General features: G+C 56.5%; 35 protein-coding genes and 1 tRNA gene. 18 read left to right on the top strand and 18 right to left on the bottom strand.

Translation table 11 applies throughout. From position 1 onward, the window contains the following. Positions 1–33 precede the first annotated feature (33 nt). Both ACYASU_RS12120 and ACYASU_RS12115 read left to right on the top strand, forming a co-directional pair. Complete coding sequence (locus ACYASU_RS12120; protein WP_463582952.1) at positions 34–339, top strand: hypothetical protein; 306 nt, start codon at positions 34–36, stop codon at positions 337–339. Positions 340–532: 193 nt separating this feature from the next. After that, the gene (locus ACYASU_RS12115) at positions 533–871 is read left to right on the top strand and encodes an I78 family peptidase inhibitor (protein WP_282373371.1); all 339 of its coding nucleotides are present in this window, start codon (positions 533–535) and stop codon (positions 869–871) included. Between the two features lie 71 nt (positions 872–942). On the opposite strand, the gene ACYASU_RS12110 is transcribed toward ACYASU_RS12115, so the two are convergent. Both ACYASU_RS12110 and ACYASU_RS12105 read right to left on the bottom strand, forming a co-directional pair. Further along, a complete protein-coding gene (locus ACYASU_RS12110; RefSeq protein ID WP_065991529.1) occupies positions 943–1,155 on the bottom strand; it encodes a cold-shock protein in 213 nt (70 codons plus the stop codon). Positions 1,156–1,452: 297 nt separating this feature from the next. Further along, positions 1,453–1,767 (bottom strand): hypothetical protein, encoded by a 315-nt coding sequence (locus ACYASU_RS12105; RefSeq protein ID WP_133771120.1) that lies wholly within the window; start codon positions 1,765–1,767, stop codon positions 1,453–1,455. A gap of 389 nt (positions 1,768–2,156) precedes the next feature. On the opposite strand from ACYASU_RS12105, the gene thrS reads away from it, so the two are divergent. The 9 genes from thrS (at position 2,157) to ACYASU_RS12060 (ending at position 9,630) form a co-directional block, all read left to right on the top strand. Beyond that, positions 2,157–4,079: a threonine--tRNA ligase gene (thrS, locus tag ACYASU_RS12100; RefSeq protein WP_463582951.1), complete on the top strand. Its 1,923-nt coding sequence runs from the start codon at positions 2,157–2,159 to the stop codon at positions 4,077–4,079. Beyond that, positions 4,079–4,630 carry a translation initiation factor IF-3 gene (infC, locus tag ACYASU_RS12095; protein ID WP_172613086.1) on the top strand — a complete coding sequence of 184 codons (552 nt, stop codon included), beginning with the start codon at positions 4,079–4,081 and terminating at the stop codon, positions 4,628–4,630. Before thrS ends, infC begins: the two co-directional genes overlap by 1 nt. A 60-nt stretch (positions 4,631–4,690) precedes the next feature. Next, positions 4,691–4,885 carry a 50S ribosomal protein L35 gene (gene rpmI, locus ACYASU_RS12090; RefSeq protein ID WP_003442181.1) on the top strand — a complete coding sequence of 65 codons (195 nt, stop codon included), beginning with the start codon at positions 4,691–4,693 and terminating at the stop codon, positions 4,883–4,885. A 28-nt stretch (positions 4,886–4,913) separates the two neighbouring features. After that, positions 4,914–5,270 (top strand): 50S ribosomal protein L20, encoded by a 357-nt coding sequence (gene rplT / locus ACYASU_RS12085; RefSeq protein ID WP_007905879.1) that lies wholly within the window; start codon positions 4,914–4,916, stop codon positions 5,268–5,270. 104 nt (positions 5,271–5,374) lie between these two features. After that, positions 5,375–6,391 carry a phenylalanine--tRNA ligase subunit alpha gene (gene pheS / locus ACYASU_RS12080; protein WP_463582950.1) on the top strand — a complete coding sequence of 339 codons (1,017 nt, stop codon included), beginning with the start codon at positions 5,375–5,377 and terminating at the stop codon, positions 6,389–6,391. Between the two features lie 32 nt (positions 6,392–6,423). Beyond that, positions 6,424–8,802 carry a phenylalanine--tRNA ligase subunit beta gene (gene pheT / locus ACYASU_RS12075; RefSeq protein ID WP_463582949.1) on the top strand — a complete coding sequence of 793 codons (2,379 nt, stop codon included), beginning with the start codon at positions 6,424–6,426 and terminating at the stop codon, positions 8,800–8,802. A gap of 3 nt (positions 8,803–8,805) precedes the next feature. Next, positions 8,806–9,108, top strand: coding sequence for an integration host factor subunit alpha (ihfA, locus tag ACYASU_RS12070; RefSeq protein WP_002553164.1), 303 nt, complete (start codon positions 8,806–8,808; stop codon positions 9,106–9,108). Next, a complete protein-coding gene (locus tag ACYASU_RS12065; protein ID WP_074887387.1) occupies positions 9,089–9,445 on the top strand; it encodes a MerR family transcriptional regulator in 357 nt (118 codons plus the stop codon). Before ihfA ends, ACYASU_RS12065 begins: the two co-directional genes overlap by 20 nt. A gap of 108 nt (positions 9,446–9,553) precedes the next feature. Continuing rightward, a tRNA-Pro gene (locus tag ACYASU_RS12060) sits at positions 9,554–9,630 on the top strand. Between the two features lie 88 nt (positions 9,631–9,718). On the opposite strand, the gene ACYASU_RS12055 is transcribed toward ACYASU_RS12060, so the two are convergent. The 5 genes from ACYASU_RS12055 to ACYASU_RS12035 are packed head-to-tail and all read right to left on the bottom strand — an operon-like array spanning position 9,719 to position 12,334. Beyond that, positions 9,719–10,831: a tyrosine-type recombinase/integrase gene (locus ACYASU_RS12055; protein ID WP_463582987.1), complete on the bottom strand. Its 1,113-nt coding sequence runs from the start codon at positions 10,829–10,831 to the stop codon at positions 9,719–9,721. Then, entirely contained in the window at positions 10,831–11,043 is a 213-nt protein-coding gene (locus ACYASU_RS12050; protein ID WP_463582948.1) for a hypothetical protein, read from the bottom strand. The genes ACYASU_RS12055 and ACYASU_RS12050 overlap by 1 nt, the downstream gene beginning before the upstream one ends. A gap of 25 nt (positions 11,044–11,068) precedes the next feature. Continuing rightward, positions 11,069–11,449: an ASCH domain-containing protein gene (locus ACYASU_RS12045; protein WP_463582947.1), complete on the bottom strand. Its 381-nt coding sequence runs from the start codon at positions 11,447–11,449 to the stop codon at positions 11,069–11,071. A gap of 58 nt (positions 11,450–11,507) precedes the next feature. Then, positions 11,508–11,684 carry a hypothetical protein gene (locus tag ACYASU_RS12040; protein WP_463582946.1) on the bottom strand — a complete coding sequence of 59 codons (177 nt, stop codon included), beginning with the start codon at positions 11,682–11,684 and terminating at the stop codon, positions 11,508–11,510. Continuing rightward, on the bottom strand, positions 11,681–12,334 hold the full coding sequence (locus tag ACYASU_RS12035) for a hypothetical protein (protein WP_463582945.1): 654 nt from the start codon (positions 12,332–12,334) through the stop codon (positions 11,681–11,683). The genes ACYASU_RS12040 and ACYASU_RS12035 overlap by 4 nt, the downstream gene beginning before the upstream one ends. Before the next feature lie 140 nt (positions 12,335–12,474). Here ACYASU_RS12035 and ACYASU_RS12030 point away from each other — a divergent pair, with 140 nt between their 5' ends. Next, a complete protein-coding gene (locus ACYASU_RS12030; RefSeq protein ID WP_463582944.1) occupies positions 12,475–12,663 on the top strand; it encodes a hypothetical protein in 189 nt (62 codons plus the stop codon). 46 nt (positions 12,664–12,709) lie between these two features. Here ACYASU_RS12030 and ACYASU_RS12025 read toward each other — a convergent pair whose 3' ends face one another. Genes ACYASU_RS12025 through ACYASU_RS12010 form a run of 4 tightly spaced genes read right to left on the bottom strand, consistent with a single transcriptional unit; the run spans position 12,710 to position 14,651 of the window. After that, a complete protein-coding gene (locus tag ACYASU_RS12025) occupies positions 12,710–13,141 on the bottom strand; it encodes a Lar family restriction alleviation protein (RefSeq protein ID WP_463582943.1) in 432 nt (143 codons plus the stop codon). Further along, positions 13,138–13,584, bottom strand: coding sequence for a hypothetical protein (locus ACYASU_RS12020; RefSeq protein ID WP_463582942.1), 447 nt, complete (start codon positions 13,582–13,584; stop codon positions 13,138–13,140). Before ACYASU_RS12020 ends, ACYASU_RS12025 begins: the two co-directional genes overlap by 4 nt. After that, the gene (locus ACYASU_RS12015) at positions 13,571–13,780 is read right to left on the bottom strand and encodes a hypothetical protein (RefSeq protein WP_463582941.1); all 210 of its coding nucleotides are present in this window, start codon (positions 13,778–13,780) and stop codon (positions 13,571–13,573) included. The genes ACYASU_RS12020 and ACYASU_RS12015 overlap by 14 nt, the downstream gene beginning before the upstream one ends. A gap of 13 nt (positions 13,781–13,793) precedes the next feature. Further along, positions 13,794–14,651 carry a phosphoadenosine phosphosulfate reductase domain-containing protein gene (locus tag ACYASU_RS12010; protein WP_463582940.1) on the bottom strand — a complete coding sequence of 286 codons (858 nt, stop codon included), beginning with the start codon at positions 14,649–14,651 and terminating at the stop codon, positions 13,794–13,796. 72 nt (positions 14,652–14,723) lie between these two features. Between ACYASU_RS12010 and ACYASU_RS12005 the strand changes: the two genes are divergently transcribed. Beyond that, the gene (locus ACYASU_RS12005) at positions 14,724–14,921 is read left to right on the top strand and encodes a hypothetical protein (protein WP_463582939.1); all 198 of its coding nucleotides are present in this window, start codon (positions 14,724–14,726) and stop codon (positions 14,919–14,921) included. A 329-nt stretch (positions 14,922–15,250) separates the two neighbouring features. Continuing rightward, positions 15,251–15,457: a hypothetical protein gene (locus ACYASU_RS12000; protein ID WP_463582938.1), complete on the top strand. Its 207-nt coding sequence runs from the start codon at positions 15,251–15,253 to the stop codon at positions 15,455–15,457. Between the two features lie 34 nt (positions 15,458–15,491). On the opposite strand, the gene ACYASU_RS11995 is transcribed toward ACYASU_RS12000, so the two are convergent. The 3 genes from ACYASU_RS11995 to ACYASU_RS11985 all read right to left on the bottom strand — a co-directional run bounded on the left by ACYASU_RS11995 (position 15,492) and on the right by ACYASU_RS11985 (position 16,507). After that, positions 15,492–15,845, bottom strand: coding sequence for a hypothetical protein (locus tag ACYASU_RS11995; protein WP_463582937.1), 354 nt, complete (start codon positions 15,843–15,845; stop codon positions 15,492–15,494). 84 nt (positions 15,846–15,929) lie between these two features. Beyond that, positions 15,930–16,244, bottom strand: a complete 315-nt coding sequence (locus tag ACYASU_RS11990) for a hypothetical protein (protein WP_463582936.1) — start codon at positions 16,242–16,244, stop codon at positions 15,930–15,932. Beyond that, positions 16,241–16,507: a hypothetical protein gene (locus ACYASU_RS11985; RefSeq protein WP_463582935.1), complete on the bottom strand. Its 267-nt coding sequence runs from the start codon at positions 16,505–16,507 to the stop codon at positions 16,241–16,243. The genes ACYASU_RS11990 and ACYASU_RS11985 overlap by 4 nt, the downstream gene beginning before the upstream one ends. 330 nt (positions 16,508–16,837) lie before the next feature. Between ACYASU_RS11985 and ACYASU_RS11980 the strand changes: the two genes are divergently transcribed. Then, complete coding sequence (locus ACYASU_RS11980; RefSeq protein ID WP_463582934.1) at positions 16,838–17,107, top strand: DUF1652 domain-containing protein; 270 nt, start codon at positions 16,838–16,840, stop codon at positions 17,105–17,107. Between the two features lie 248 nt (positions 17,108–17,355). Here the strand turns inward: ACYASU_RS11980 and ACYASU_RS11975 are convergent, their stop codons facing one another. Continuing rightward, the gene (locus ACYASU_RS11975) at positions 17,356–17,538 is read right to left on the bottom strand and encodes a hypothetical protein (protein ID WP_463582933.1); all 183 of its coding nucleotides are present in this window, start codon (positions 17,536–17,538) and stop codon (positions 17,356–17,358) included. A 418-nt stretch (positions 17,539–17,956) separates the two neighbouring features. Between ACYASU_RS11975 and ACYASU_RS11970 the strand changes: the two genes are divergently transcribed. Then, positions 17,957–18,325: a DUF1654 domain-containing protein gene (locus ACYASU_RS11970; RefSeq protein ID WP_463582932.1), complete on the top strand. Its 369-nt coding sequence runs from the start codon at positions 17,957–17,959 to the stop codon at positions 18,323–18,325. Between the two features lie 119 nt (positions 18,326–18,444). Here the strand turns inward: ACYASU_RS11970 and ACYASU_RS11965 are convergent, their stop codons facing one another. The 3 genes from ACYASU_RS11965 to ACYASU_RS11955 are packed head-to-tail and all read right to left on the bottom strand — an operon-like array spanning position 18,445 to position 21,718. Then, positions 18,445–19,668: a hypothetical protein gene (locus tag ACYASU_RS11965; RefSeq protein ID WP_463582931.1), complete on the bottom strand. Its 1,224-nt coding sequence runs from the start codon at positions 19,666–19,668 to the stop codon at positions 18,445–18,447. Between the two features lie 14 nt (positions 19,669–19,682). Next, a complete protein-coding gene (locus ACYASU_RS11960; protein WP_463582930.1) occupies positions 19,683–20,795 on the bottom strand; it encodes a nucleoid-associated protein in 1,113 nt (370 codons plus the stop codon). A 56-nt stretch (positions 20,796–20,851) separates the two neighbouring features. Further along, positions 20,852–21,718, bottom strand: coding sequence for an XRE family transcriptional regulator (locus tag ACYASU_RS11955; RefSeq protein WP_463582986.1), 867 nt, complete (start codon positions 21,716–21,718; stop codon positions 20,852–20,854). Between the two features lie 419 nt (positions 21,719–22,137). On the opposite strand from ACYASU_RS11955, the gene ACYASU_RS11950 reads away from it, so the two are divergent. Continuing rightward, entirely contained in the window at positions 22,138–22,725 is a 588-nt protein-coding gene (locus tag ACYASU_RS11950) for a hypothetical protein (protein ID WP_463582929.1), read from the top strand. A 130-nt stretch (positions 22,726–22,855) separates the two neighbouring features. Next, a partial coding sequence (locus ACYASU_RS11945) for a Rha family transcriptional regulator (protein WP_463582928.1) occupies positions 22,856–23,314 on the top strand: 459 nt, incomplete at its 3' end.

The raw sequence follows: 23,314 nt of genomic DNA, 5'->3' as shown, positions 1-23,314 counted from the left end.
CTGCGGGGCGCAGAGCAATCAAGGTGCAAAACCGTGTCTATCGACCTCAATAATCCCGATTCCTTTACCCACGACGCTGTCCGGCAAATGATCGCGGCGGCGCGGGATGGCGTGCACAACCAACTGCGCGTCGGTCGCGACGGCCGTGCGTGGGTTTCCAGTGACGCGGTGGGCGGCGTCGACATCGGCGGACTGCTGTTTCGTCTGGAGACCTGGGCGGCCGGCTCCGGTTGCGTGGGCCCGGTGGCTGCCAGCGATGCCGTATGGGTGACGCAGATCTACAACGCCCTGCGGGACAACTGGGCCAATCCCACCACCGATTACGTCGACGTCTATTGACTCGCGCCCGCCTGTTCAGCCCGTCCTGCGGGCGTGCCTTAAACGTTTTGTCACGATTTGAACAGGCCGGGCAGGCGATGCCTCGGGCAGACTCCTGCGCTGTAATCGACATGCCTTGGCTTGCGCGTGGCGAAACGAAGCCGCTGGACCGCTGTCGCAGAGGTTCTGATTCAGTTAAACGTTAGGAGGTTGTATGCCCTGGAAATACGCATCATCGGGTCTGGTGCTCGCCGCAGCGCTGCTGGCCGGTTGCAGCAGCACGTCGGAGTCTTCGAGCCAGCCTGAGGAGAGCGTCGCCAGTTCCCCGGCCAGTTCCGCTGATGGTTATGCCCGTTGTGACGCGGCAGCGGTGCAGTTCGCTGTCGGCAAACCGGCGTCAGCGGCATTGCTGGACCAGGCGAAGGCCAAGGCCGGCGCGCAGACCGCTAGAGTGCTCGGGCCCAACGACATTGTGACACTGGAATACCGCTCGGACCGTCTGAACCTGAACACCGATGATTCAGGGAAAGTGAACCGCGTCAATTGCGGTTAACGTCAGCGCATTACGGAATTGCAGGCATAAAAAAACCCCGTCAGTGACGGGGTTTTTTCAGATCGCTGGGATTACTCCGCGCGAACCTGAGCAGCTTGCATGCCCTTTTGGCCTTTCTCAGCCACGAAGGAAACAGTCTGGCCTTCTTTCAAGCTTTTGAAACCGTCGGATTCAATGGCTTTGAAATGTACAAAAAGGTCGTCGCCGCCACCCTGTGGGGTGATGAAGCCGAAGCCTTTTTCATCGTTGAACCATTTTACGGTGCCGGATTGGCGATTAGACATGGTGTATCTCCAGGAACATAATTTTCAGTAGTGCTGTGTTGCTCAGGCCAACTGGGCACACGAGCGCTATCATAGTCGAATTGTGTGAATGCTGGACTTTTTCGATTAGAACTTTGCGTCAGCATCTTCGATATAACGCCCCAAATGGGCCCCGTAGGCCTGTTTAGCCCGGTCGGCGCGTTCAGCGGCGAACTCTTCTTCAACCCCTGAAACCCGCTGAATTCGCGGGCTTCAGGGTGTCGGTCGATAGGTCCTTCTTTACGCCCCGGTCTGGGGCATCAAGGAAATGTAAATTTTTTATTTTTTGCCATTCAGGCAATTTTTGCTCACCGCCGCCTGCAGACGAGAGGTCATATCGGTACTGGGAGGCGTCGTTTTGTCATTGAGCGACGCGATCTCCTTGTCCGAGAAGTTCTGGTTGATTTGTTGAGCGCCGCACTCGCAATGCGCCTTCACTGCACTGGCGTCCATCGATGGATTGCTCTGGGTGGCTGCGGTGGTGCATTCGTTCATGTAGCTGGTCTTGGTTTTCGCATCCATCGCGGCATGAGCGCTGAGGGGCAGTGTCAGGGCAAGCGGGGCGAGAAGGGCGGCAACGCGTAGAAGCTTCATGGTGGATTCCTTTTTGTCGGTGGCCGTCGAGGTGTCAGGCCTTGAACAGGTACTACCGATAATCTGAGGCCCTTGAAGCGCACCAGTTCCGTGGCGCCGCTGCGTCTCGGTTCATTTGCCGATCCCCGTGCAGCACCCACCACCGTTTAGCTGACCCTGCCGTAACGCTGTGATAGCATGCGCGCCTGCAGATTAGCTCGCGTCTCGCGGGGCCCCGTTGCCCTGCTGCAAGTTCTGTCGATTTCGTAAGTTCCAGTCACTCTGGTTCGGTCTTCAGGTTGGCCTTCGGGCTCCTGCCACTGTGAGGCAGGCATACCACCGAATCGCGTACTGGCTCTATCCCACCCACGTGACCTTTGGTAGGGGTCACCACTAGGAGAGGAGGCGCCATGCCAACTATTACTCTTCCCGACGGCAGTCAACGTTCTTTCGATCACCCGGTATCCGTTGCCGAGGTCGCAGCATCCATTGGTGCGGGCCTGGCCAAAGCCACCGTGGCCGGCAAGGTCAACGGTCAACTGGTTGACGCCAGCGACATCATCGATACCGATGCGAGCCTGCAAATCATTACCCCCAAGGATCAGGAAGGCCTGGAGATCATTCGTCACTCCTGCGCGCACCTGGTCGGCCATGCCGTCAAGCAGCTCTATCCGACTGCAAAGATGGTGATCGGCCCGGTCATCGATGATGGCTTCTATTACGACATCGCTTATGAGCGTCCTTTCACGCCGGACGACATGTCGGCGATCGAGCAGCGCATGCAGCAGCTGATCGAAAAGGATTACGACGTCATCAAGAAGGTCACGCCGCGTGCGGAAGTGATCGAAGTGTTCTCGGCCCGTGGCGAAGACTACAAGCTGCGTCTGGTCGAAGACATGCCGAACGAGCAGGCCATGGGCCTGTACTACCACGAAGAATACGTCGACATGTGCCGCGGTCCGCACGTGCCGAACACCCGTTTTCTGAAGTCATTCAAATTGACCAAGCTGTCCGGCGCCTACTGGCGCGGCGATGCCAAGAACGAGCAACTGCAGCGCGTTTATGGCACGGCGTGGGCGGACAAGAAGCAGCTGGCGGCTTACATCCAGCGCATTGAAGAAGCCGAAAAACGCGATCACCGCAAGATCGGCAAGCGCCTGGGCCTGTTCCATACCCAGGAAGAAGCCCCGGGCATGGTGTTCTGGCACCCGAACGGCTGGACGCTCTACCAGGTTCTTGAGCAATACATGCGCAAGACCCAGCGCGAAAACGGCTACCTCGAGATCAAGACGCCTCAGGTTGTCGACCGCTCCCTGTGGGAGAAGTCCGGGCACTGGGCGAACTATGCCGAGAACATGTTCACCACCGAGTCGGAAAACCGCGACTACGCCATCAAGCCGATGAACTGCCCTTGCCACGTGCAGGTGTTCAATCAGGGCCTGAAAAGCTACCGCGAGTTGCCGCTGCGTCTGGCCGAATTCGGCGCCTGCCACCGCAACGAACCTTCGGGTGCGCTGCACGGCATCATGCGCGTGCGGGCGTTCACCCAGGATGACGCGCATATCTTCTGCACCGAAGAACAGATGCAGGCTGAATCCGCCGCGTTCATCAAGCTGACCATGGCCGTCTACGCCGATTTCGGTTTCAAAGACATCGAAATGAAGCTGTCGACCCGTCCTGAGAAGCGTGTCGGTTCCGATGAATTGTGGGATCGCGCCGAGTCTGCACTGGCTGCAGCCCTTGACAGCGCGGGTCTGCCGTACGATCTGCAACCGGGCGAGGGCGCGTTCTACGGTCCGAAGATCGAATTTTCTCTCAAGGATTGCTTGGGTCGCGTCTGGCAATGCGGTACTCTGCAGCTCGATTTCAACCTGCCGATCCGTCTGGGCGCCGAATTCGTGTCGGAAGACAACGGTCGCAAGCACCCGGTCATGTTGCACCGCGCAATCCTTGGCTCCTTCGAGCGCTTCATCGGAATCCTGATTGAGCATTACGAAGGCGCCTTCCCTGCGTGGCTTGCTCCAACTCAAGCAGTGATCATGAATATCACTGATAAACAGGCTGATTTTGCCCTTGAGGTGGAAAAAACATTGGCGCAAAGCGGATTCCGTGCCAAGTCCGACTTGAGAAATGAAAAGATCGGCTTTAAAATCCGCGAGCATACGTTGCTCAAAATTCCGTATCTCCTGGTGATTGGGGATCGGGAGGTTGAAACACAAACTGTCGCTGTGCGTACACGTGAAGGCGCAGACCTTGGCTCGATGCCGGTCGCCCAGTTCTCGGAGTTCCTTGCACAAGCGGTTTCCCGGCGTGGTCGCCAAGATTCGGAGTAATTATTATTAAGCGTGAAATGAGACAAGATAAACGAGCTGCACCGAAAGCCCCGATCAACGAGAATATCTCGGCACGTGAGGTTCGTTTAATTGGGGCTGAGGGTGAGCAGCTTGGGATTGTGTCAATTGAAGACGCGCTTCTTAAGGCTGAAGAGGCCAAACTAGATCTGGTGGAAATTTCCGCCGATGCAGTACCCCCTGTTTGCAAACTGATGGACTACGGCAAATCGATCTTCGAGAAGAAGAAACAGGTTGCTGCCGCCAAGAAGAATCAGAAGCAGATCCAGGTTAAAGAAATCAAGTTTCGTCCAGGGACGGAGGAAGGGGATTACCAGGTAAAACTACGCAACCTGGTACGTTTCCTGAGTGACGGGGACAGGGCCAAGATTTCCTTGAGATTTCGCGGTCGTGAGATGGCCCACCAGGAGCTGGGGATGGAGTTGTTGAAGCGGGTTGAAGCTGACCTGCTCGAATACGGCTCGGTCGAACAGCATCCTAAGATGGAAGGACGCCAGCTGATCATGGTCATCGCCCCGAAAAAGAAGAAATAACCACCAGGGCACGGCAGGCCTTGCGGTTATGTTTATCAACTGAATGCGGAGTATCCGAACATGCCAAAGATGAAGACTAAAAGTGGTGCAGCTAAACGGTTTTTGAAAACCGCGAATGGCATCAAGCACAAGCACGCTTTCAAGAGCCACATCCTGACCAAAATGTCGACAAAGCGTAAGCGTCAATTGCGTGGAAGCAGCTTGCTGCATCCGTCCGACGTGGCAAAAGTCAAGCGCATGCTGCGCCTTTGCTAATTTTGATCAAGAACAGAGGAATTAACTCATGGCTCGTGTAAAGCGTGGCGTCATTGCCCGTAAGCGTCACAAAAAAATTCTGAAACTTGCTAAAGGCTACTACGGCGCGCGTTCACGCGTATTCCGTGTTGCCAAGCAAGCGGTAATCAAGGCTGGCCAATACGCCTACCGTGACCGTCGTCAGAAAAAACGTCAGTTCCGCGCTCTGTGGATCGCTCGTATCAACGCTGGTGCGCGTATCAACGGTCTGTCCTACAGCCGTTTCATCGCTGGCCTGAAAAAAGCGTCGATCGAGATCGACCGCAAGGTTCTGGCTGATCTGGCAGTGAACGAAAAAGCGGCGTTTGCTGCGATTGTCGAGAAAGCTAAAGCCACTTTGGCCTAAGTCCCCGGCAATCACCGGACCCCGCTTGGGGTTCGGTGTTAAACGTCATAAATAGGGGAAGAGCCTTGTAAGCTCTTCCCCTATTTTGTATCTGGAGTCTGTACATGGAAAACCTGGACGCGCTGGTCTCTCAAGCACTTGAGGCTGTGCAAAGCGCCGAAGATATCAATGCCCTGGAGCAAATCCGGGTTCTGTACCTTGGCAAGAAGGGCGAATTGACTCAGGTGATGAAGACCCTGGGGAATCTGCCTGCTGATGAGCGTCCGAAGGTCGGCGCGCTGATCAACGAAGCCAAGGAGCGTGTCACAGAGGTTCTCAATGCGCGCAAGGCGTCGTTCGAGGAGGCCGATCTTGCGGCCAAGCTCGCGGCCGAATCCATTGACGTGACCCTGCCTGGCCGTGGCCAGACCACTGGCGGTCTGCACCCGGTCACCCGCACTCTGGAACGAATCGAGCAGTTCTTCACCCACATCGGCTACGGCATCGCCGAAGGCCCTGAGGTCGAAGACGATTACCACAACTTCGAAGCGCTCAACATCCCAGGCCATCACCCGGCCCGGTCGATGCATGACACTTTCTATTTCAATGCGAACATGCTGCTGCGCACCCATACCTCACCGGTCCAGGTCCGCACCATGGAATTGCAGAAGCCTCCGATCCGCATCGTCTGCCCGGGCCGTGTGTATCGCAGTGACTCCGATATCACCCATTCCCCGATGTTCCACCAGGTCGAAGGCCTGCTGGTCGACCGCGATATCAACTTCGCCGACCTGAAAGGCACCATCGAGGAATTCCTGCGCGTGTTCTTTGAAAAAGAGCTGGCAGTGCGTTTCCGTCCTTCGTATTTCCCGTTCACCGAACCTTCGGCTGAAGTCGACATGGAATGCGTGATGTGCAGCGGCAAAGGCTGCCGCGTGTGCAAGCAGACCGGCTGGCTTGAAGTCATGGGCTGCGGCATGGTCCACCCGAACGTGCTGCGCATGTCTGGGATCGATCCGGAAGAATTCCAGGGCTTCGCCTTCGGTATGGGCGTAGAGCGTCTGGCGATGCTGCGTTATGGCGTCAACGACTTGCGCCTGTTCTTCGACAACGACTTGCGGTTCCTCGCGCAATTTCGCTAGGTCGCCCGTAACGAATTCTTTAGGAGAGCAGGATGAAATTCAGTGAACAATGGCTGCGTGGCTGGGTAAGCCCGCAAGTGTCCCGCGACGAGCTGGTTGCTCGTCTGTCGATGGCCGGCCTTGAAGTAGACAGCGTCACCCCGGCAGCGGGCGTTTTCAGCGGTGTTGTGGTGGGCGAGGTGTTGAGCACCGAGCAACACCCGGACGCTGACAAGCTGCGCGTTTGCCAGGTCAGCAATGGCGCCGAAACCTTTCAGGTTGTGTGTGGCGCGCCAAACGTACGTCCCGGCCTGAAGATTCCATTCGCCATGATCGGCGCCGAATTGCCGGGCGATTTCAAGATCAAGAAGGCCAAGCTGCGGGGCGTCGAGTCCAACGGCATGCTGTGCTCCCAAGCCGAGCTGCAGGTGGGTGAGGGCAATGACGGTCTGATGGAGCTGCCGGCCGACGCGCCGGTGGGTCAGGATGTGCGCGTTTATCTCGAACTGGACGACGCGAGCATCGAGGTCGACCTGACGCCCAACCGCGGTGACTGCCTGTCGGTCGCGGGTCTGGCCCGTGAAGTGGGGGCGCTCTATGACGCAGTCGTCACGCGTCCACAGGTGGCAGTGGTTCCGGCCGTGCACGATGAAGTGCGTCCTGTAGACGTGATCGCGTCTGCGGCATGCCCACGTTATCTGGGTCGCGTCATCCGCAATGTCGACCTGTCGCGTCCTACGCCGTTGTGGATGGTTGAGCGCCTGCGTCGCTCGGACGTCCGCAGCATCGACGCCGCAGTCGACATCACCAACTACGTGATGCTTGAGCTGGGTCAGCCGCTGCACGCGTTCGACCTTGCCGAGGTCAACGGCGGCATTCGTGTGCGCATGGCGGAAGAGGGCGAAAAGCTCGTGCTTCTGGATGGACAGGAAGTCAGCCTGCGCGCTGATACTCTGGTCATCGCCGATCACCAGCGTGCCCTGGCCATCGCCGGTGTCATGGGTGGCGAGCACAGCGGCGTGTCCGCGACCACTCGCGATATTTTCCTTGAGAGCGCTTTTTTCGATCAAATTGCCGTTGCCGGCAAGGCACGGTCCTATGGCCTGCACACCGACGCGTCCCATCGCTATGAGCGCGGCGTTGACTGGCAGCTCGCTCGTGAAGCCATGGAGCGTGCCACTGGCCTGCTTCTGGAGATCACGGGCGGTGAAGCTGGTCCGGTCATCGAAACCGTCAGCGATCAGCACCTGCCTTCGGTTGAGCCGATCATTCTGCGTGCCGAGCGTATCGAGCAGATGCTGGGCATGAAGATGGACGCAGCTGAAATCGAGCGCCTGCTGACGGCGCTCGGCCTCACCGTCACGCCTCAAGCCAGCGAGCAGTGGCGCGTCGAAGTGCCGAGCCACCGCTTCGATATCACCCTCGAAGTCGATCTGATTGAAGAGCTGGCCCGCCTCCATGGTTACAACCGTCTGCCGGTTCGTTACCCGCAGGCGCGTCTGGCACCGCAACCGCGTGCCGAGGCTCGGAGTGATCTGCCAGCGTTGCGTCGTCTGCTGGTGGCTCGCGGTTATCAGGAAGCAATCACTTACAGCTTCATCGATCAGAAATGGTTCGAGCTGTTCAGCCCGGGTGTTGAGCCGCTGCTGCTGGCCAATCCGATCTCGGCTGACATGTCGGCAATGCGCTCGTCCCTGTGGCCGGGCCTGGTGAAGTCGCTGCAGCACAACCTCAATCGCCAGCAGGACCGCGTGCGCCTGTTCGAGAGCGGGCTGCGTTTTGTCGGTCAACTGGAAGGCTTGAAGCAAGAGCCGATGCTGGCCGGTGTGATCTGTGGTAGCCGTCTGCCGGAAGGCTGGGCGCAGGGCCGTGATGTCGTCGACTTCTTCGACGTCAAGGCCGACGTCGAAGCGGTGCTGGGCTTTGCCGGTGCGCAGGCTGATTTCCGTTTCGTACCCGGAAGCCTTCCCGCGTTGCACCCGGGTCAGACTGCACGTATCGAGCGTGACGGGCGAGAAGTGGGCTACATCGGCGCACTGCACCCGGAACTGTCGAAGACCCTGGGCCTTGATCGTCCCGTGTTCGTCTTCGAGCTGGTTCTGGCTGAAGTGGCGACCGGTCGCCTGCCGAAATTCCATGAGCTTTCACGCTTCCCGGAAGTGCGTCGCGACCTGGCGCTGCTGGCTGATCGTGATGTTTCCGCGACCGCCGTGCTGGACGTTATTCTTGAGAATGCAGGGGAATGGCTCACAGACCTCAGGCTGTTTGATGTTTACCAGGGTAAAGGCATTGATCCGCTTAGAAAAAGCCTTGCAGTCGGCTTGACCTGGCAACATCCATCGCGCACTCTTACCGACGATGAGGTAAACGCTTCGACGCAGCAAATTCTCACCTCGCTAGAGGCAAGGTTAAACGCCACGTTAAGGATGTAGCGTATGGGGGCTCTGACGAAAGCTGAGATGGCCGAACGTCTGTACGAAGAGCTAGGCCTGAACAAACGAGAAGCCAAGGAACTGGTCGAGCTGTTCTTTGAGGAAATCAGGCACGCTCTGGAAGATAACGAGCAGGTCAAATTGTCCGGGTTCGGCAATTTTGATCTGCGCGATAAACGCCAGCGACCGGGCCGAAATCCCAAGACAGGGGAAGAAATCCCGATTACCGCTCGCCGTGTGGTCACCTTTCGCCCAGGGCAGAAACTGAAGGCCCGAGTTGAGGCTTATGCTGGAACCAAGTCATAACGACGAGCTACCGCCTATCCCCGGCAAACGCTACTTCACCATTGGTGAAGTCAGCGAGCTCTGCGCGGTCAAACCGCACGTTCTGCGCTATTGGGAGCAGGAGTTTCCTCAACTCAACCCGGTCAAGCGCCGCGGAAACCGTCGGTATTATCAGCGACAGGACGTGCTGATGATCCGCCAGATCCGCGCGCTGCTTTACGATCAGGGCTTCACCATTGGCGGCGCGCGTTTGCGCATGTCCAGCGATGAGGTCAAGGATGATTCGCTGCAGTACAAGCAGCTGATCAAACAGATGATTGTCGAGCTGGAAGATGTCCTGGTCGTGCTGCGTAAATGACTTCACGTGGTAAGCCGAAATACTTCCATCATTCAAAAGCTTAGGGTATATTCCTCGACGCTTTCGCAAGAACCCGCAACACAGAAGTAGCAGTGAGTAACGCCTAGTCGGGGCGTAGCGCAGTCCGGTAGCGCACTAGCATGGGGTGCTAGGGGTCGAGTGTTCGAATCACTCCGTCCCGACCATATTTTGTAAAGGGAATCAGCCACTTACCGGCGCGATTCCCTTTTTCGTTTTTGGCGTGCGCAAAACCCGCGCAAAACTGGCGCAAAACTATCCGGCGATTTCGCTGATATCGAGGTCCGGAATGGCCTCCGACCAGATCACCTCGGCGTGCTCCTTCTGGTAGTTTTTGGTCATCCCCTCGCTGGCGTGCCCGGCGATCTTCTGCCCATCTTTCCCGGCTTTCTTGTACAGGTGCAGCGACAGCGCCCTGACTTCGTGGAAGCCTGGCATCTCCTCTTCCTTCCACCCCTTGTAGCAATCCGCCGCCTCCCTGGCGTCCTTGAATGCCCTCGTCAAGTAACGCTCCTCAACCTTGGTCCAGTGCTCTTTAGTCTCAGCCTGCTTTTGCCTCTTCCGATCAGGTCTGCGGTGCACCAGGAAAGGGGAAACGACGTTGTCACGGCAATGGCTGATCACTCGCTGCAGTTCGGGCGTCACCCTAAACCTGATCCACGCCGCGTCACTGGCCTTCGAAGTCTTCTGCTGCACCACATAGAGATAGCCGTCTTTCACGTCTTCGAACTTCATCGCGAGGATATCGGTGCGCCGCTGCGCAGTGATCAGCGCCAGGTCGATCGCGTTTTGCAGCCAGGCCGGTGCCTTCTCCCGAATAGCCTTGAGGCCGTCGATCGTATGCCGTTTGCGGGTTTTCTTCTCGATGCGGTTGATCGTGCTCGCCGCTGGGTTGTCGGGGCACAGCCCTTTCGCCGCCGCGTGATTGAAAATGTCGATCAGCAGCGCCCGGCACTGGTTGGCTGTGCGCGGCGTCAACAGGTCGAGCATTTGCGCGATCATGCGGATCGAGATCTGATCGACAGCCTTTCCTTCGAACTCACGTCGGAATCTACGGAAGTGCACGGCGTAAAGTCCCAGCGTTCCCTTAGACAGCTCGCGTGGCGGCAGCACGTTCTTCTCGTAATCATCCAGGAAGGCGGTGAACAGCTCGGCTGATTCGCCCAATACTACGCCGACCAGGTCGGCGCCCTGCATGAATGCCAAATTCAGTTGCTTGGCCGCATCCACAGCCTTGACCCGATCGGTGCCGAACTGAAACCACTTCCCATCAGTTGGGCGCCGGTACCGGTATGTCCCGCGCCGGTCATCCAGATAAAGGTTCTGCGGCAAGCCTTTGTTCGACTTGTTGCGCGGCCGTGGGACCATCATGCAGCTCCTTTCAATACCATCGCGACGAGATCGTTGCCGGCGGCTTTGTTGAATGCCGCCCAGTCGATATACCAGAGTTTCCCGATCTGCTCGCCTGGAAGCTTGCCGTCTCGGATGTGGTTGCGGATTGCCTGGGGGCAGGGAGGTGTCCCGTTTTCGCCCCAGCGCCGCCGCTGAAATTCGCTGATCTTGATCAATTCACGCTTCATCGGATACCTCTTCCCCGTGCGGGGTCTATGCGGGGTTGAGTGGTTGCGGCACTTCGAAGAAGTTAAGGCGACCTTTGAGTGGTGTGAATGGCAGCGCCTGTGGATCGCGCAGCACGAAACCTTTCTCGCCCATGTACCACGGCGAATCGCTGGTATCGACGCTATCCACCAAATTGACAGATCCAATGATTCCACCGCGGCGCAGATCATCGAAGCATGGAGGCTGTGGCAGGCAATTCTGGTGGCAAAAATTACAGGCCGCAGCATATTCGGCGCTGGTCATGCCTTTGGCGGCATGCACCAGGAACCTCCCACGCAACCTCGTGTGCCAGGTGCGGTTCTCGATGTCCTTGCCGCCGTGGATGATCAGCCAGGCCCACGGCTGGCGTATGGAAAGAGCTTTCATGGACGCAATTCTCCCGCCCGCCGTACACCGGGAGGCATGTGGGTAGATGGGGAAGGGGTTAGGACTGGAAGACGTGACCGATCGCGACAGCCTTTGCGGCGGCCTCGGTTTTGAACATCAGATTGGACTTGCCGGGGCGGCCCTCGCTGACGTACTCGACATCAACCCACCAGCAGCCGAACTTCCGATATGGCGCGCCAATGATCTCGGTGACGTAGCAGTCGATCAGGTTCATGGCGTCACCCGCTTGAACTCGACGACCCAGACCCATGGGTTGGCGGCCCATGCGTCTGGGCCGTTGATCGAGATCCACAGGTCCCGAAAAGCGAACCCGGCCGGGCGATCTACCCCGGTGCCACGAAACGACGCCACGGCCTGGGTATCCACACCCTCAGACATAGCCTGGTCCTCGTTGATGTCCTGCAGCCGCTCGACGCGGACGTCGGTTATCTCAAGCAGGATGCGGCTGTCACGCCTGAACATGTGGATGCTGGGTTTCCAGCGGATCGCGCTCGATGGTGGAAGGTTTTCCCAGCCCTGACCCTTGATGCAATCGGGATAAGTCGCTCGGTAAACCGTAGGGCCGGGATCAAGGTTCGCGGGCTGGGCCCAAGTCTCACGCACCCACATGCGTTCGCCGGGTCCGCCGTAAGGGCAGCAGCCTGAGCGCGCCAGCTCTGCAGCGCATTCCGCCGCATCATCTCCGCTTACTCCAAATCCCCACCGGGGGTGACGCTGGGCGACTGCAAACCACGATCCGTCATCTTCGATTTGAGGCTGTTGCCAGGCTTTAACGGCCCGGCGCGTGACCGTCTTCCGACTTTCTAGGATGGCGCGCACCATCGGCGCCGAGAACAGGATCGGGCGTTCTTTTACTGCGGGCACGTGATCTCCTCGCCGCATACGCAGCAGGCAATAGGGATAAGGGGGGACCGGCGATCCGACTGGAGGAATGAATGCTTCAGCGATGGCTCGGATGCATTAGAGTCCGATGTTCGGTTGCTTCACGTTTGAGGATATTTCACATGCAGTCCGCTCAAGATTTCACAGACGCAGCGCAGCAGTTGATTTTGGTACTAGAGGACGCAACCGCTGTCATGGCGGGGTTGATCTCGGCATCATCAATAGGTACTAACGAATGGAAATCGGCGGTAAGCGCGCAGCAGGAAGCGTTCGTTGAGCTGCACCTTCATCTCAGTCAGGCTGCCGCGTAATCGCAGCAGACAATAGGGATAGGGTGGGGCCGAGCGGGCGGCGGGGTTATTGATGATCGGGTGGTTCTGGCATGCTGGCTTTCAGTTCGGCGGAAGCGGCGTCACGCCAGTTCACCGGATCTCGAAGGTAGTGCCCAAGCATCCAGTAAATGGTTACGGCCTGTTCTTCCTCAGATTTTTGAGGGATGTCGAAGCCCATCAGCCGCAGCGCCTTGGCGATGAAGTGGCAGGTGAAGTTCGGGCGCCCGAGGATTTCACGAAGATCGCTGGTCAGTTCTGGGAGAAGGGCCGCAGCCGCCACTGCGCTGACATCCTCGGCGGCGGCGCGGGTGTTCCATGCTTTTACGGCTTCACCGGGCTTTGTCATTGGGCCGTCTGCATCACAGCCGTGACACATGACGTATGTAGTTTCTGGCTCGGCGGTCAGTTCGTCATTGCCGCAAAACGGGCACGGCAGCAGTTCGGCTGTTTTGGTCATGGTTTCACCATCTCGTCAGGATCGAATCCAAATCGGCGGCAAAGGGCATTGGCTACGCCGGACCCGCAACCAAAGGCGTTTTTCGTCGCGACCCACCTCTGCACGGCTCCTCTCGAAGTTCCGCGTGCAGCCCGGACAGCTCGGGCGAGCAGCTCATGCTCGGTGAATTCGCACCCCGACAATTGAACCTTGCGGCTTTCAGCCAACTCGGATTGCAGATCACACACCCGCTGATCAGCGATGTTCAGGCGCTGCTGCATGGCGGCTACGCGGTCCTTGCCCATCTGCTCCCGGGCGAGAAAGATCGAGTACGCCTCCTGTGACACGCGGACCGATCGGCCATCGACGCCAAAATCGACACCATCACCCGCCGGCGCGCAATCCCCTCGGCACTGCGCCAATCGATCCGCAGGACAATCGCTCAAACGCTTACATTGATTCATGGCTTACTTCCTCCCGCTCACCGTCTGCCCGCATGGCGTCGATGGCGTGTTGGTTGATTTCTCGTGCAATGGTCAGCGCTTCTGCGGGTGTCAGATGAATCTGATGGAACCAGTGAAGGCTGATGCGGTGATTGCCGTCCAGGCCGGGGAATACGGTGGCCGAGACGCGCGGGACGGGTTCGATGGGTTCGGGCATGGGATGGCCTCGGTCAATCGCCGCAGAAGCACGCAATGGCTTCTTCGTGGTCGGCGAACATGTCGAATTGAGTGTCGGAGTAGTCGAGCATCTGCTGATAGCTCGGTCGGTCGAAGCGGAACAGCGCGCCATCACCAGTGATGCTTGAGCTTGATTTCGCAGTGCGCTCCATGCGCGCCCACCACTCAGCTTTCTGGCGATCGCTGGCGATGATCGAGTAAACCTGCTTGGCACCTTTGAGGAAGCACAGGTCGCAATTGCCTTCCAGGGTCCGGCCATTGATGGTCGGCAGCATCAGATCGAAGGGTTGTTCTTTCCAGAAGTTGGTCACGTCCTGCACGCCCACGCCTGCATCCGCCAGCGGCATTACCATGGTTGCGTGCTTGCTCTCGCTTGTGGTCTTGCGGTGTCGGATCTTCGCCACGCGCCTGGGCTCATCTGCGCGGATCCCGGTCATCATGTCCACCGGCGTCTCTTCGGTGGAGCAGCCGACCATCCGAAGGTATTTGTGGATGACCCTGATCTTCAGGTCGATGGTGCAGAATCGAGTGACCGGATTCGGCAGGTAGCTGCGTTTCCTGATCAGGTCTTCGAACGGCTGCCCGTCGCGGCTGGCGGTTTCGTAATTCACGATCGCGAAGCCGCGCTCATCGTCGCGGTACTCAAGCCAAACAATCGGCACGCCCCAGCGCTCGGAACACTCCTGTACGAAATCCAGAGTGGCGGGGTGCTCCTTGCCGGTGTTGGCGAAGGTGACGATCAAATCGCCCAGATCATCGTTGCTGTCCAGCACCTGGCGCAGCATGTAGGCGCTGGTCCGGCCGCCGGAAAAGCTCACGACAGTCGTCCCGGCCATCTTGTAGGGAGACATTACTTATCCTCGGGCGTGGGGATTCGCAGGAAATGGCCTACGCTTAGCTCTCCCCAAAAAAGGAATGCGGCCATGAGCGAAGACAGCGAGAAGGTTTTGCGGATGGCGCTTAAAGGGTTGCTAGGCGCAGCTCGGGATCTGCGTATCGATCTGGACGAGCTGACCAAGGCGGCTATTCGGCTCATGGTCAGGGAGAAGCGGTATGACTCGAATGACGTAACTGAGGCCGCAGTTGCTATTGAGATGGCGGTTGATACGCTGCCACCCTAGTGAAGCCAGGCCCGCTGTCAGCGGGATAATGGCCTACGCTTACCGCTCCAGAGGAAGGGATACGGTCATGAGCGAAGATAGGAGGTTTGCGATAGGGCTGGCTCTGAAAGCCATCCTTAGCGCGGCTCGTAAGCAAGGGCTTGATCTTGATCTGCTGACTCGGTCGGCAGTCAGCGAGCTCTTGCGTTTCAAGGCTTATGACTCAGTACACATACCGATGGCGGTCTGTGAAATCGAGTCAGCGGTTAAGGCTATACAAATAGACCGCTAGTGGACCGCAGGACTCCAGGTCCCGTGGAGTCAGTAATTCAAACAGTCAAGGAACGCACATGATGAGCGAAGACAAAGAAAGGGTTTTACGGATGGCGCTGAAGGCGGTGCTTGTTGCAGCGCAGGAATGCTGCGTTGATATCGACGAGCTCACGGAGTTGGCGATTCAGTCGATGTTGGGCGAGCGATTCTACGATGCGGAGGATGTAGGTGAGGCCTCAAGCGCGATCGAGTCAGCGGCGGATGCGTTGCCTGTGATCCAGTGATTTGTCAGACCTGCATAACATGCAGCGTCTGATGTTATGCGTGCGTAACCGGGCTGATGATCTCGTCGCCCGGATCGGCTCTCCATTCTGCTTGCGCTTTCCTCTCGTACTGACGCGCTAGTTTCGGCGTCACTACGAAAGCTGCCGCGTCAGGCTTGCGCAGTCGCCGCGCCTGCTCTTCAAACGGCATCGAAAGAAACGCCAACGCCAGATCCTGCCACAGCTCCTGAATCTGCTTGTACCCGTGGTCCTTCATCGCAAGCGTCATGCCCGACCGAGTGCCCACTGGGGCATCGACCTCCAGCGTTTCGATCCCCAGCTTTTCCTTCTCCTCTTTCTGGCGCCGACGGTAGTCCGCCGAGTGCTTCGCCGCTGCTGTCTTTTCCATCTGGTGAATCTCCGATCTGGTGCGCTGGCATGGTGAGCCAGGTCTGCCGCCGGCGCTGGTTGGCGCACTTGAATAGGCGCCGCATCAGGTAGCCGATGTGAATGTGATGCAGTGCTCTCGGGCGGTGAGGGCGACGGTGCGGGTATCGACGCCGATCTTCATGCCGATCTGGCGCGCGTTCAGGCCGGCCTCGGCAAGTGCACGAATCCGTGGTGCACGCCTTGCGCGCTTGGCCTTGAGCGTTTCCAGATGATTCGTGGTGCCCAGCAGCGGCGCGTTGGCGCTGACGCCCTGATCGATCTGCTGGATCCTGTGGCCGGTGGCGAGGAAGTAATCGATCTGCGCGGACAGTTGCGCGATGGCCTGCTTGTGTTGGTCCGGTACGCTTTCGCCGATCATTGCACCAGCCTCAGGTTGGGCTGTGCCTCAAGGTGCTGCGCGAAGTTCACAGCCTCCTTCCAGTTGTTGAACCCACCGCGCAGTGCGCCGGTTGCGAGCTCAACGACGCTGTACGAGTTGCGCGCTTTGCTGAGTACCTGAAAGCGGACCCTGCTACCAGGCATTGCCCGGTCCGTGCGCTTGCTGAACTCGCCGCGGGCGGCGCTTGAGCGTTGGAGCAAAGCCCCCAGCTCGACGATACGGTCTTGAAATGCCTGATGCATGGCGATTCCTCATGTGGTTGTGCGTGTACTCGTCAGCACTCTGGCCGCCTGACGTAAGCCGATTGGGCGCAGGGGAGAGTGCTGACGGGTAGACGCTGGGTGAAAAAAAGCCCCATCGACGTGGGGCTTTCGATATCGCTGGTTCACAAGGCCTCCCTACGTGAACCTTGCTTGCCGGCGCCGCCTGATGCGGTAGGCCGGTTGCTATTTGTTATTTCATGGCGGTCATCCTCTGTTTAGTTGATGTTGTTGTCGCAATGTCGCGCGACCGATTGATGTCTGTTGCTATGATGGTCAGACCGAGGTCGATGTTCTAGGAAGGAACGCTCCATGCTCTCCAGTCTCGAATTGCGCCGCATCATCGAGTCAAGTTTCTTGCCTCAGAAATGTATCTGCACAGTCAACACTGTCGGCACCATGACGATTCAGCTCGTGAATCCTTCAACGGACGAGGTGGGTCTGACCGTGCCTGGCATTCCAATATCCAGCTTGACCACAATGAGGGCCGTTTCCGACCTCGTTGCTCAGGTCAAGGAGGAATACAGACTGGTACAGCTGACCCACAGGGATTCAGGATCCAGCTTCAACCGTCAGCGATAGCACTTCATAGCGCGGCAAGGTGCTTCGCCCACACACATTGGCAGTGCTTAACGGTGTGGACTCTCCGCATCGGGCTACGATCTTCGAGGGCGAGCCCTCAACCTGCCGGATTTGATGCCCCGTGCTGGGCTGGCAGGTAACCGGTATGCACGTTCCGGCAAGATCGCACCCCGATGCGGCCTGGTCAGCGTTCAAACGTTCCAGGGTATCGGGCAGTTTTCGTCAGGCTGACGCTGGCGCTGGTTGTCCTATCGCCAATCGGACTCAATCTCGGCGTGCCGGGCCAGCAGCTCGCCGATTAGCCGAAGACGTTCTTGCCCGGTCAGCTGCCGGGCAGCGTGAAACAAACCCTCGTAGAGGTCGCCGGCGAACTCGGCGCCTTTCTGCTCGCCTTCGATCAGGTAGGAAATTTGCAGAGGCGTAGTGGTCATGATGTTTGCTCTGGTTGATTTCCCGTCTGGCCCTGTTTCCAAGGCCAGCCAGTGAAATCTTTCCCATTACCGCCGGGGTGGCGGGGCGCACTGCTTGCCGGGTCATTCACGCGGTTCTGACGTCTCGTCATAGATCAGCCGTCCAGGGTTTTCCCTGTCGTTGGCAGGCTTTCCTCGTTCGCCTGTCTGATCGCCGGTCGCCGGTAGAGGCAATGCGGTCTGTTGATTTATTGCTGCTGGTTGTTAAATAGCGGCTACCTCGGTTGGCAGCTCGCAGTGGTTGTTCGCTGCGATAAGTCAAATATGAACTAGTGGTTCATATTCAGTCAAGTACCAAAAGTACAAATTATTTCCATGACTGGTTCCAGGGGGTTCACCGCTCGCGGATTTAGGATTTACGACGAACCTAAGGTTCGCTATGCTCGCCCTCGACTACTGGATGTATATACAGTCTTATTGGGAGGAACTTATGGCGCAGCAAGGCAAGAAAAAGGAAGCAGTACCGAAACCGATGAGCGCGATGGAGCGGCTATCTCTGCGCGTGTCGTCGATGATCAACCACCCGATCGCCCAGGAGCGAAGGGAGGTCAGGATTCATCGGCTGGATACGGACGGGGAGAGGGAGTGGAGCGAGATCGTGAGTGCGCTCTCAGAGGCGGACGGGATTGAGCTGGCGCACAATCACGAAGATGCGTCGATAACCTTGAAGTGGGAGCCGTCGGCGGATGAGGAACGGCCCGCCCAGGCTGCAGATGCATTCGAGACAGAGGAGCCGGCGCCTTTCTGATGAGCACAAAAAAGCCCGCTCATTAGCGGGCTTTTCAGTCCGATAGGCAATACGATGTTGTTACACAGCCAGCTTTCTGAGCGGGTGAGAGTGAAGTAAATCAACTTGCAAATTTTACCTTAATAAGAGTGAAAGTTTTGCAGCAGCCATTCATGCCATGACTGCGCGTAGCGGCTAAATATTATGAGCGTAGCGCCACCCCCCGGTACAACGGAGAGTATTGAGAAAACAATCATCGTCATGCTAACAACTGATTTCTGGCGTTGTATACCTTGCTTAGAGTGATTAATGAGGTTCTGAAGGTTTTTCGGATATGTGGTGATCGATTTAGAAAGATTCTCGAACGAGGTTGTAAGGCTGCTATTCAATCGCTGAATATTTAGTAGCTGGTTGAATAGTATTCCAAGCAAAATCACCGACGCCATAATTAATCCTAGCGAAGTAACAGCGATTTCGATCATATCAGTAGCTCTGCTTAAGGTGACAATGGCGACTAAAGACAGGGGAAGGGCGAGCATCTTGCCTGCGATATCGCTAAATGCTGAGCTTAGTTTTGTTGCGTAGTCGAGTTCAGCTTGGGCGAACTCCTTACGAACCTTTTCGAATGAAAATGAATGGATATATATCTGAAAATTTCGCCAGTAGATGTCAAGTATTTCATTCCAAGCTTTTAGAAGAACAATGAATTTGTCAGGCTGGCTCTCTGGGAAGGATTCTAGTTTCTCACAAATGGCACCGTTTAGGATTGCACGACGCTCCTCTAAATGGATTCTGCCCTTGTTTTCCTCGCTGGCCAAAGTGCTTATCAAAGAGGTCTTGCTGACATCAAAATCAAGAACTGTCTGATTGAGCTTAGTCTCAATCATCAACGTCTTCGGGGGCTTGTTATTGCCGCTAGGAGTCGAGAATACTAGGTTGTAACAAGACTGCTGCGCATGTGCAGACAAAGAAACCTTAGAAAGGTCTTTGATTAATCTGCATATTTTCTGGATCTTTTCGTGCTGAGAGTTCTTGGTTTTATCAATCGGCGACCAATCATCGGCGATCAGATAAAAGCTTTTAACTGTTTCGCCACAGCCGAGTGAAGGGGTTTTCTCAATCAGTGAGGCGTAGTCAGTAAAGAAAGCATTTTCACCAGATGATATAGGAGTGAACTCAAAGCTTATCGCATCGAGTTTTTCCCTGTAATAGTTCATTTCCCCATAAACTACTGGTGCATTGCGGACTGACGAGATCAAGTCCTGTAATGGCTTGTCAGGCTTTCCAGACCATTTGAAGGAACCAGTCTGTGTTAACTCTGGTTTTCCAACTAGTCTGAAGAGCTCGACAATGCAGTTAAACATCTCTTTTTGATTCCCTATCGACTGTTCAATTCAGCCTCGATTATTTGCTTCATATCATCAGGTATTTCTGAGAAAACCAATTTACCCTCCGCGCGATTGTAGCAGATTACTTTATCAATGCTAGTCCCCAAAGCGCTTCGGTCAAACTGTGCCGACCATCGGCTCGACTTTCCTCGTATCTTGGTTTTTTTATCTAGTATAGACTTGCTTACGGTAAACTCATCGGGCACCTTAGACTCTTCGGAGTTCAATACTTCGGCAAGACTGTCTAGTTGCAGCACCAGATCAGACAGTTCAGGCGGTATGGCCGAAGACGCCGCAGTTTGAATTCCTGATATCGTTGCCTTTTCACCATCGCTATGCTTTTTATTAAGATAGGCAACGACATTGTCCTTAGCTTGGGTGCTATAGGGCGCTAATGTTTCGTTGTCTCTAAAAAAATCTTCTACTATATCTATAGCATTTGCCGTGGCTCTTTTAGATGCTATGCCGGGAGTGCATCCGAGGGCTTTAATGAAGTATGCAGAAGCTTCACTATCTCTGCCTTTGCTGATGAAGCAAAGGTAGGTTTTATCCAGTTCTTCGTCATCTTCATCACCATCTGTACCAAGGACGGATTCAGAAAATCGCGCAAGGTTAATTCTGCATGCTTGATGCACCTTGCTCATGTCTATATCGACGCTGTTAATTGGTATGTAATCCGGCCCCAGTCGTAAGCCGTCTCGTTGCTTGATGTTAGCGATCAGCACAAAGGGCACTGCGTCGCTGATATAGTGAGCAAAAAGGGTATGCCCCCCTGTAGCAAAGCTTTCCTGTTCTGCCTGATTTACAAGTTCGGTGAGCGCGACCCTGGTCAGAGACTCAAAGTTATCGGCACTGATGTCGCGCGCGAATTTTTCGTTCTCTTCTGGAAAGAGGCCTTCCCTGTTGTCTGAGTTGAATTGCCCCCAGACAACGTTATTCCCCTTTTTTCCCAACAGGCTGTTTATGCCTTCCGCAAGGGATGTGAGGGTAGCGATGGTAGGGTCAAACAGCGGCTTTATCACCGTCTTCGCCCTGTCGATGGTCGTAGCGCCTTGATCCTTTTCAAAATAATGAATGACGACGTGTTTCAGCTCGAATGCCATAAATTCCCTTTTCGTGCAAAAAATCATGAAACAAATTTAGTTTTTTAAAATGGCTGTCACACCAAATTCCCGTTCCAAACGAAAAGCACGCGCGCCTGGATGTATGTTTCCTCAGCAAAGATGTCCTCGGCGGGGTGCTTTTTGTTGTCCGAGATCATCTTGAATTTGCCCTTACCTTTCATCTGCAGTCGCTTGATGTACTGGAATCCGCCGTAGGAGAAATAGTAGATCCCGTCGCCGATGAATTCCTTGATGCTAATGTCGACCAGGCAAGGGTCGCCATGCTTGATCGTGGGCGTCATCGACTGCCCCCAGCCGGTTATCACCTTCAGGTGATAGTGTTCTTTGAACTCAACACCCATCGACCGCAGCTGGGAAGGGCTGACGCGTACGTCCTGAAGCAACTCGGGATAGTCGTGAGCGACTTCACCGTCGCCCAGCGCGCCGCGCACGTCGTAGTGGGCAATCCAGACCTCGTCTCCGACCTTGCCGGGCCTGTAGGCATCGTTTATGAGTACGTTGACTGTTCCCTCTGGCTCGTTCCCCTCAGCAACGGCCAGCAACTTCTGCAGCCGATCTTCCCCCAAGCTTTTCCCGGCAAGCATCTGGCGGATCTTGTCTGCAGCGGAAGGGGGGACTAGATCCGGCGCTTCCCTGGCTTGTTGAGGTGCGAATGCCTCTGGGCCATCCCCCGATGCGTGTTGCAGCCATTCGATTCTTACGCCCAAAAAATCAGCAATCGCATGCATTTTTGCTGGGCCTGGAATCGACTCGCCATTCAGCCATTTGCTCGCAGCTTTCGGAGTGACTTTCGCTACTTCTGCAAGGCGAGCGCCCGCTCCCCATTGATCAATGCCTTTAGCAGCAAGTGACTTTTTGAGGCGAGAGGCGAAGGCAGTGCGGATTTCTTCTATTTGAACCATAGGTTCAATATCGCATGGCCTTGCATGTACTTTCAGTTCCGACATAACATGTACTGCAAGTTCATATTGTCTATGGAGGCCACATGGGCCCGCTTAAGAAATCGATTGATGACGCCGGCGGCGTACCAGTGGTTGCCCTGGCATGCGGCAAGTCGCCCCGCGCGGTTTACAAGTGGCTGTCTGCAGAGTGCCTGCCTCGTACTGAGTACACAGGCGAGACTCGATATGCAGAGCGTATCGCTGCGCTCGCTGCCGCCAGGGGCAAGCCCTTTGAGCCGTCCTGGCTTCTTGCTGAAGCCCATCCAGGCAAGTCCGTCGCTTGAAGAAGTTGGGGCGGTCATCGACTCGTCCTTGATTAGTAGTAGCGAAATGGCATGACCACAGATTACGAGCGAGAGAGCCTCATGGAAACGTCGAACTTGCGACACGAAACACGCGATGCGGTGCTGGTTGCCATTGCCCGCGACATGATCGCCCGAACCAGCCTGAGCCAGGACGGTTTTGCCGAGCAGCTCAATCACCAGCTGTTCGACCGCGCGCCGGCTCGTTGCAAGGAGAAAGGATTTCCCGACCTGCAGGCGATGACCAAGTCCTCCGACATGCAGGCATACGGCCGCGCTTACAAAGCATGGAGCAAGCGCGTCGAGCGCTGGCTTGATGACAGCGGAGACCGTATCGAGATCCCGTCGTGGATTGAAGAGTCGTGGGTGGCCGCCTTGGATCAGCCATGGCGCGACCGCGCTCTGACTGAGCTGGCAAGTCGTTACGGCTTGCTGGCCGTCAAGCAGATCGGTTCCGGTGTGGATGACGCTCTGCAAGTGTTCGCTGGCATCGCCACGAACTTCGGCCTGGTCGCCGGGTTGGGTGGGAAAGTGTTCGCTGATGGCGTGTTCGATGACAAGGACCACATCTACGCCGAGTCCTTCGAATCCTTCTGCCGCTCTCTTGCCGCCCATGCAGTCGCCATGGCCGACCAAGCATCACTCATCGCTTCGAAGATCCACTAAATCCCAGGCACAAAAAAGCCGACGGTCTAGGTCGGCTCTTTCTACAGCGTTTGCGAGGTCGATTATGCACACCACTAACCCCCAGAGCAATACCCCGCCTGATTCGTCAGTTCTCTACATGCCGAAGGTAATGACGCGTCAGGTCATGTCGTCTCGCGAGATCGCTGAACTGACCGGGAAGCAGCACAAGAACGTCAAGCGTGACATCGCATCGATGCTGGCGGACTTGAAAAAAGATGCGCTCAGTTTTGAGCGCACCTATCTGGACGGCCAAAACCGCAGTCAGACCGAGTACATGCTCGACCGTGAGCACACCGACTGCCTGCTGACCGGCTACAGCGCACCACTTCGCATGGTAGTGGTTCTTCGCTGGCGCGAACTGGAAGAGCAGGCCACCCCTCGCATCCCGGCCAATTACGCCGAGGCACTCCAGCTTGCCGCTGACCAGGCCAAGGAGACGCAGCGCCTGCTTGGCGTTCTTGAGCTTCAAGCACCCAAGCTCGCAGCAATCCGCCGTCTTGCCGCCGCCGAGGGTTCGATTTGCATCACTGACGCGGCGAAACAACTCGGCATCGCCCCGTCGAAGCTC

It is taken from the genome of Pseudomonas sp. HP_12 (assembly GCF_055283955.1).
This window is presented reverse-complemented; position numbering and strand designations above follow the sequence as displayed.

Coding starts and splice junctions, on each gene's coding strand:
- ACYASU_RS12115 (WP_282373371.1), top strand. CDS start 533: ATGCCCTGGAAATACGCATCATCGGGTCTGGTGCTCGCCGCAGCGCTG.
- ACYASU_RS12110 (WP_065991529.1), bottom strand. CDS start 1,155: ATGTCTAATCGCCAATCCGGCACCGTAAAATGGTTCAACGATGAAAAA.
- ACYASU_RS12105 (WP_133771120.1), bottom strand. CDS start 1,767: ATGAAGCTTCTACGCGTTGCCGCCCTTCTCGCCCCGCTTGCCCTGACA.
- thrS (WP_463582951.1), top strand. CDS start 2,157: ATGCCAACTATTACTCTTCCCGACGGCAGTCAACGTTCTTTCGATCAC.
- rpmI (WP_003442181.1), top strand. CDS start 4,691: ATGCCAAAGATGAAGACTAAAAGTGGTGCAGCTAAACGGTTTTTGAAA.
- rplT (WP_007905879.1), top strand. CDS start 4,914: ATGGCTCGTGTAAAGCGTGGCGTCATTGCCCGTAAGCGTCACAAAAAA.
- pheS (WP_463582950.1), top strand. CDS start 5,375: ATGGAAAACCTGGACGCGCTGGTCTCTCAAGCACTTGAGGCTGTGCAA.
- pheT (WP_463582949.1), top strand. CDS start 6,424: ATGAAATTCAGTGAACAATGGCTGCGTGGCTGGGTAAGCCCGCAAGTG.
- ihfA (WP_002553164.1), top strand. CDS start 8,806: ATGGGGGCTCTGACGAAAGCTGAGATGGCCGAACGTCTGTACGAAGAG.
- ACYASU_RS12065 (WP_074887387.1), top strand. CDS start 9,089: ATGCTGGAACCAAGTCATAACGACGAGCTACCGCCTATCCCCGGCAAA.
- ACYASU_RS12055 (WP_463582987.1), bottom strand. CDS start 10,831: ATGGTCCCACGGCCGCGCAACAAGTCGAACAAAGGCTTGCCGCAGAAC.
- ACYASU_RS12050 (WP_463582948.1), bottom strand. CDS start 11,043: ATGAAGCGTGAATTGATCAAGATCAGCGAATTTCAGCGGCGGCGCTGG.
- ACYASU_RS12045 (WP_463582947.1), bottom strand. CDS start 11,449: ATGAAAGCTCTTTCCATACGCCAGCCGTGGGCCTGGCTGATCATCCAC.
- ACYASU_RS12040 (WP_463582946.1), bottom strand. CDS start 11,684: ATGAACCTGATCGACTGCTACGTCACCGAGATCATTGGCGCGCCATAT.
- ACYASU_RS12030 (WP_463582944.1), top strand. CDS start 12,475: ATGCAGTCCGCTCAAGATTTCACAGACGCAGCGCAGCAGTTGATTTTG.
- ACYASU_RS12025 (WP_463582943.1), bottom strand. CDS start 13,141: ATGACCAAAACAGCCGAACTGCTGCCGTGCCCGTTTTGCGGCAATGAC.
- ACYASU_RS12020 (WP_463582942.1), bottom strand. CDS start 13,584: ATGAATCAATGTAAGCGTTTGAGCGATTGTCCTGCGGATCGATTGGCG.
- ACYASU_RS12015 (WP_463582941.1), bottom strand. CDS start 13,780: ATGCCCGAACCCATCGAACCCGTCCCGCGCGTCTCGGCCACCGTATTC.
- ACYASU_RS12010 (WP_463582940.1), bottom strand. CDS start 14,651: ATGTCTCCCTACAAGATGGCCGGGACGACTGTCGTGAGCTTTTCCGGC.
- ACYASU_RS12005 (WP_463582939.1), top strand. CDS start 14,724: ATGAGCGAAGACAGCGAGAAGGTTTTGCGGATGGCGCTTAAAGGGTTG.
- ACYASU_RS12000 (WP_463582938.1), top strand. CDS start 15,251: ATGATGAGCGAAGACAAAGAAAGGGTTTTACGGATGGCGCTGAAGGCG.
- ACYASU_RS11995 (WP_463582937.1), bottom strand. CDS start 15,845: ATGGAAAAGACAGCAGCGGCGAAGCACTCGGCGGACTACCGTCGGCGC.
- ACYASU_RS11990 (WP_463582936.1), bottom strand. CDS start 16,244: ATGATCGGCGAAAGCGTACCGGACCAACACAAGCAGGCCATCGCGCAA.
- ACYASU_RS11985 (WP_463582935.1), bottom strand. CDS start 16,507: ATGCATCAGGCATTTCAAGACCGTATCGTCGAGCTGGGGGCTTTGCTC.
- ACYASU_RS11980 (WP_463582934.1), top strand. CDS start 16,838: ATGCTCTCCAGTCTCGAATTGCGCCGCATCATCGAGTCAAGTTTCTTG.
- ACYASU_RS11975 (WP_463582933.1), bottom strand. CDS start 17,538: ATGACCACTACGCCTCTGCAAATTTCCTACCTGATCGAAGGCGAGCAG.
- ACYASU_RS11970 (WP_463582932.1), top strand. CDS start 17,957: ATGCTCGCCCTCGACTACTGGATGTATATACAGTCTTATTGGGAGGAA.
- ACYASU_RS11965 (WP_463582931.1), bottom strand. CDS start 19,668: ATGTTTAACTGCATTGTCGAGCTCTTCAGACTAGTTGGAAAACCAGAG.
- ACYASU_RS11960 (WP_463582930.1), bottom strand. CDS start 20,795: ATGGCATTCGAGCTGAAACACGTCGTCATTCATTATTTTGAAAAGGAT.
- ACYASU_RS11955 (WP_463582986.1), bottom strand. CDS start 21,718: ATGGTTCAAATAGAAGAAATCCGCACTGCCTTCGCCTCTCGCCTCAAA.